Annotated in this window: 3 protein-coding genes and 1 other RNA gene; 3 read left to right on the forward strand and 1 reads right to left on the reverse strand. The window is 50.1% G+C overall.

From position 1 onward, the window contains the following. Positions 1 to 1,154 (reverse strand): TonB-dependent receptor (locus tag AC4MRN_RS18775; protein ID WP_491204151.1); only part of this gene is annotated, 1,154 nt, incomplete at its 3' end. 370 nt (positions 1,155 to 1,524) lie between these two features. Between AC4MRN_RS18775 and rnpB the strand changes: the two genes are divergently transcribed. The 3 genes from rnpB (at position 1,525) to AC4MRN_RS18790 (ending at position 6,412) form a co-directional block, all read left to right on the forward strand. Then, positions 1,525 to 1,883: RNase P RNA component class A (rnpB, locus tag AC4MRN_RS18780), an RNA gene on the forward strand. A 232-nt stretch (positions 1,884 to 2,115) separates the two neighbouring features. Beyond that, a complete protein-coding gene (locus AC4MRN_RS18785) occupies positions 2,116 to 4,455 on the forward strand; it encodes a TonB-dependent receptor (protein WP_491204152.1) in 2,340 nt (779 codons plus the stop codon). A 325-nt stretch (positions 4,456 to 4,780) separates the two neighbouring features. After that, the gene (locus AC4MRN_RS18790; protein ID WP_491204153.1) at positions 4,781 to 6,412 is read left to right on the forward strand and encodes a methyl-accepting chemotaxis protein; all 1,632 of its coding nucleotides are present in this window, start codon (positions 4,781 to 4,783) and stop codon (positions 6,410 to 6,412) included. The last annotated feature ends 140 nt before the right edge of the window (positions 6,413 to 6,552 follow it).

Here is a 6,552-nt window from a genome sequence, read left to right on the forward strand (position 1 = left end):
GAATGGCTTAAATCAAACTTCAGGTTCAGATTGTCGTTGTACTGGTAATCAAAGTTCAGACCCAGAGACAGCGTGTCGGTCAGACGATCGAATGTCTTGGCGTGCATATCAGTCGCCAGACCCACTTCCTGGTACAGGTCAATAACCGTACCGTTAGCATCAACGGTAGGGCTCAGGCGATCGCCATTGGCATCGAACAGGCTACCGTCATCGGATACGCCCTGAATATTCGGCGCAGTGAACCAGTGACCGTAAGACGTGGCATTGGACTCCACATCAAATTTTGAATACAGCGCGTCAGCCGTGATCACCAGGTCATCGCTAGGCGCGTACTGTAATACTAGGTTAGCGTTGGTACGGGTACGGTCTTCAAAGGTCACTTTGTGGTCGTAGTTACGCGGTGAGAACACATTGCCATCCCACGCTTCGCCACTTTCGGTTACCGGGTTTGGTACACCGACGTTTTCCAACCAGCCGTCAATTTGCGCCTGGTTCAGGCGGGTTTCACGCTCCTGATGCGATACCGCCAGCAGCACGCCGAAGGTGTCGTCGTTGAAGGTGTTGCTGATTAAGCCCGACAGTTGCGGTGTCGTCGATTCGCTGTTTTCGTCATACACGCCTTTCACGCTGCCAGCGACCTTGAAGCCGCCTAATGCGAACGGACGCGCGGTGTTTACGTTGATGGTTGAACCCACACCACCAGACTGCATAGTGGCTGTAGACGTTTTGTGTACGTCCAGGCTGCTAACTAGTTCTGAAGCAATGGTATCGAAGCTGAATGCACGGCTTTGGTTTTCCGACGCCATCTGGCGGCCGTTAACCAACACGGTATTAAACTGCGGGCCAAAACCACGCACGGTAATTAACTGACCTTCACCACCTGAACGGTCGATAGACACACCGGTAATACGCTGTAGGGATTCAGCCAGGTTGGTGTCGGGGAAGTCACCAATGTCTTCTGCGCTGATTGCATCTACCACGCCAGCAGAACTGCGCTTGACGTCCATGGATTTGGCAACAGATGAGCGGATACCGGTTACAGCAATGGTTTCAACTTCTTGTTGGGCGGCGTCCTGGGCCAGTACCAGCGGTGATGCCACCATAGTGGATAGCACGGCTGCTACTGCGCAGGCGGTTTTTGTTTTGTTGTACATGTTATGTTCTCTGTCCTGACGATTGTGTGGATCCTGTGGAAGCCGACCAGCGGGCCAATGGGCGTAAAACCAGGGAGAAAATGCCCATTGGCCGCACAAGCACGGGTTACACAACAAATTGCCGGTCAAGTCAGCACCGGCACAGCAAGGGTGAGTTGCTGCTTAGGAGTAAAGACGAAGCAAGGTAAAAAAATCCCCCTAAAAAATTTACAAAAAAATCACATTGCTAAATCTGGATATTGTTTAACGTATTGAATTAATTAGCGTTATGCTTAGAATTTTTTCTTTACAATTAAGGCGACGCTACTAGAAAGAGGTTCTGTGAATAAGCCGATTGGTATTATTGGGTAAACGCGGTATCATGCGCGCCGGAGATGGCCAGGTAATCGCTGCTTTCGCTTGCGAAAGGGGAGGAAAGTCCGGGCTCCATAGGGCAGGGTGCCAGATAACGTCTGGGCGGCGTGAGCCGACGACCAGTGCAGCAGAGAGTAAACCGCCTAAGCGCTTCGGCGCCGGTAAGGGTGAAAGGGTGCGGTAAGAGCGCACCGCGCAACTGGTAACAGTTTGTGGCATGGTAAACTCCACCCGGAGCAAGACCAAATAGGCTCCCTATACGTGCGGCCCGCACGGGGAGCGGGTAGGTTGCTTGAGCCAGTGAGCAATTGCTGGCCTAGAGGAATGATTACCACTCGAAAGAGAACAGAACCCGGCTTATGGCCATCTCCGACTTTTCTTCTTCATGCTTGCCTTGTTCACAATACGTTCAACTTACCGTCTGCCATACAACGCGTCGGTATTAGTCAGAAAAATTTCACTTTTTATTTACAAATGTGACAGTAACACAATGAATTAACTGTCATTATTCCTTCACCGAATGGTCAAGTTTCGTTCATGGATTTGTCATTCAGCGGCTCTAGCCTATCGCGCCATCACTATTCAAATAATGGCTAAAGGAACACACATGAACACCACAATGATGCCTAAGCGTTCGTTTCTGGCACTGGCAGTAATCAGCGCATTTTCTGTTACCACTAGCACTGCCGTGCAGGCAGATGAAGCTGCCGTAGAGGTACCGGACGAAATCGAAGAAGTGACGGTTATCGGCCGTAGCGTGTCCTACGCAAATAACGCCACAGATGAGCCAATGCTGAAACAGCAGACCAGCTTGACCAGCGTCTTAGCGGCGGTAGACAACCTGCCTGGCGTATTGATTAACGAAGGTGATACCTTCGGCTCCGATGACTGGTCTACGAGTATTTCAATTCGTGGCTTTCAGGTTGATTTAAGCCAGCAGCAAATTGGTATTACGGTAGATGGCATTGCTAACGGTAACTCTAACTACGGCGGGGGCGCAAAAGCCAATCGCTACATCGACACCGAAAACCTGCGTGCGGTTGAGGTATCTCAGGGTACGGCGGATGTGGCATCACGCTCGAACGAAGCACTTGGCGGAACACTGAACTTCACGACCATAAACCCGGGTATGGATGAACAGCTGGTAGTAAGTGCAACAACCGGCGACTTTGGTGCGCAAAAGACATATGTACGACTGGAAACGGGCGAAATCGCGCCAAACACCTATGCGTGGATGAGCTTGTCGTCACAGAATAACAACGACTGGATGGACGAAGTTGGCGAAGCCAATCGCGATCACTATGCGGCAAAGATTGTCAGCTACCTGGACGATATGGATATCACAGCGTATTTGTCTTATGACGACAGCCATGAAGATAATTACCAGCGTATCTATGGTTTGAGCCAGTTCGAGCAAAACCCGGAGTGGGATCAGCTAACCTCTGACTGGTCGGGTATTCCGTATATCGACCAGTCATACCGCCGCGGTTGGTCTACCTTGCGTGAAAACTGGTTCGCTTATCTGGAAGCAAACATGACGTTCGGCGATGTAGAAGTCAAAGCCAACGCGTATTACCACGACAACAAAGGCCGCGGTGACTGGATCCCACCTTACATTGTGGATGTGACGGACGATGGCACAAACGGCCATTCTGAACTGGTTCACGGCAACACGGCGATGGGCGGCTCAGTGCTCGGGCAAATCTTTTTTGTCGATGCCAATGGTATGGCACTCACGCCGGAAGAGGGATGTGCCAGCTCTCTGACCTTTCCATACGGCGGTGGCGGCGCAGAATATGATCCGGCTTGTTACCCGGATAATGCAATTCCGGTGAGTTCGTATCGCCATACCAACTATAAAAAACAACGCGCGGGTATCAACGTTGATGCGGTATGGACAACTATGATTGGCGATATGCAAAACACCTTGCGCGGTGGTATGTGGTATGAAGACTACAACCGTGAAGAAACACGTAGCTGGCAAAAAATCATCGACTCAAAAGTCAGTTATGAGTTTGATCACGTGCCATACTGGATCCAGTACAGCCGTGAATTCCCGGTAGAAACCCTGATGTTCTATGTCGAAGACGAACTGGATTTCAACGTAGCGAAAGTTCGCCTGGGTGCTAAACAATTTAATGTAGATGTCGAAAAGAAAGACCGCTTTGACAGCGCGAATAACCTCGCTGTTTCTTCAGACTCAGATGTCCTGCTGTCGGCTGGTGTAGTAGCGCCGCTGCCTGTTGAAGGCGTAGAAGTCTTCGCCGGTTACGCAGAAAACTACGCGGCCATTAAAGATGTTGTGCTGGAGCGTGACGACGCCGACTTAAGCAAAGTCGAGCCAGAAACCGCAGAAAACATCGATGTAGGTATTCGCTATGCCATGCCCGGCCTGAATGCCAGCCTGACCTACTACAGCATCAGCTTTGAAAATCGTATCCGCTTTGTTAGCAACGAAGATGTGAGCGGTATTGATTTCCTTGAATCTGCTGCTGGTGGTTACATCAATGACGGTGGTATTGAGTCAGACGGTATTGAACTGGCAGTGGATTATCAGGTCACCGATTCCTTTGGTGTTTACATGTCTTACACCCATAACAGCTCTGAGTATACCGATGAGGGATCAGAAGGAGAGCAGGTTATCGGTACGCCGGAAGACATGGCGGTCATCAGCCTCGACTATCAGCGCGATATATACAGTGCAGGCCTGTCTACCAAGTACGTGGGTGATCGCTCTGCCGGGTCGTTTACTGTTGATGCTTATTCAGTGAGTGATTTCTATCTGGGTGCGACGCTGGAACAACCAGTATCCGGCATTGAGCAAATTGACATTCGTCTGACCATTAACAACCTGATGGACGAAAGCTACCTGGGCACGATTGCTACAGGTGCTGCCTGGATTGGTGCACCTCGCACTACTGCAATTAATTTCAACGCTACGTTTTAATTAAGTCCTGCTGAGTGAGCGCTGCTATTGCAAAATAGCGGCGCTTTTTTTTGGCGTCAGCAGCACATATTTGTCTTTGTTAGCAACATTTTGTGCAAGGTCGAACACACCTGCTATTCCTCGTGTTACGCCCGTGCTGCCTGGTCATAATTCACATTCCCACGCTTAAAACAGATACGCACAATCCGATGAAAAACGCCGGTAAAAAGTTAATACTTTTTATTTATAAGGTTCTATTAATGTATATTTTTTTATAAAAATTTCTGGAAATGGGAATTATTTTCATGTAGGTTCGCTGTTCATAAGTTATTGAATTTATGAAGTTATGCTTGCAACATCCTGGTCTGTAAGGACTCGTCTACTCGTTTTACTGTCATTGTCATTGCTTGCGATGCTGGCACTGGAAACCGTTAATTTACGCAGCCAATATCGTGATGCGGTACAACACCAAAAGCAGCAATTGCAGCATTTGGTGGATGCTGCCACCAGTCAGATTTACTATTTCTATCAACGTGCCGAGCAGGGCGTACTTACTCAAGCGCAAGCGCGGGAACAGGCGCTGGAAGTGCTCAATGCACAGCAGTTTGGTAGGGATGGCTATTTCTTTGTATTGAATCAGTCCGTCGACATGATTGGGCATGGTCAGCAGCCTGCCGTCAGGGGTAAAAATTTTGCCAATGCGGTAAGTGAAGACGGCGTTACCGTGTTTTCCAATATGTCTGCTTTGGTCACTACGGGGCAGTCCGAGGGCGCCTTTTTTGAGTATCAGTGGCGCGCAGCCGGTGATTCTGTTGCTGAAGACAAAATCAGTTATGTAAAGGCCTTTGCCCCCTGGGGATGGGTCGTTGGTTCCGGCGTGTATCTGGCCGATATTCACAGTGCGGTAAAACAGGATCTCATCTACAGCCTTGGAGGCGTTGCAATCATTGGTTCGCTTTTGTTGCTGATTGCTTTGTGGCTGGTGCGCTCAATAGTGGTTCCACTGCACGAAATCGAAGCGGTTATTGATGACATGGCAGCTGCAAACTTGTCACACCGGGTAACGTATCAGGCCGACAACGAGCTCGGGCGAATGGGTAAAGCGGTGAATACCATGCTCGATAGTATGGTGTCACTAATTCATCAGTTGTCATCGTCTGCAACACAACTGCACGGCAGCGCTCAGCAATTGTCGGCCGCTTCGTTACAGTCGCACAAGGGCAGTACCGATCAGGTCAATGTTACCCACCAAATGCACACCGGGGTTGAAAGCCTGCTGGCGACCATCGACGCCATATGTAAGCAAAGTGCCAAAACAACCACGCTGGGCGATACCGTTAATGAACGGGTCCACGAAAGTCGCACTGAATTGGACGCGTCTGAGTCTATGGTAGGGGCGCTGTCTGGCGTAGTGGGCAACACCGCTTCACGGTTGCGCTCATTGGAAAAAGACACCGCGCAAATTGCTGAGGTCATGGTTGAAATAGAGAGTATTTCCGAGCAAACCAACCTGCTGGCGTTAAATGCGGCCATTGAAGCAGCCAGAGCCGGTGAATCTGGTCGCGGTTTTGCTGTGGTGGCTGATGAAGTTCGCAAGCTGGCCTCACGTACCCGCACCTCGACCGACGTGGTACGTCAGGCCATTGAGCGGTTGCAGTCCAGTGTGGACAGTTCTGTTACGGCTATGGAGCAAAGCGAATCACAGGCTGAAAAAGCGCGCGCTCTCACAGAGCATGCCGTATCGGTATTGGCCGGTACGGCCGCAGATATGCACAGCGTGCATGCCATGACAGAAGATATTTCACAAACCACCGAAGAACAAACGGTAGTTGCCGGCGATATCGACGCCCATGTTAAACACATTATGTCGGTAACCAGTGAAGTGAATGAAGCCACTGAGATGGTTGCCGCCAACGCCGAACAGCTCAGTCAGCTGGCTGAAACCTTACACGGGCAAATTCAGCGCTTTCAACTGTAATAAAGCACTCCCCAGCCCGGTGCAACCGGGTGGGGTAGCATTTATTTAATAGAGAAGGGCGTGAAGTTAGTATGCTCGTCATACACATCTACCCCTTCGGCACGCTTTAATACCGCTATGACTTTGTAAGTGACCGGTGT

Source organism: Marisediminitalea sp. (genome assembly GCF_984433645.1).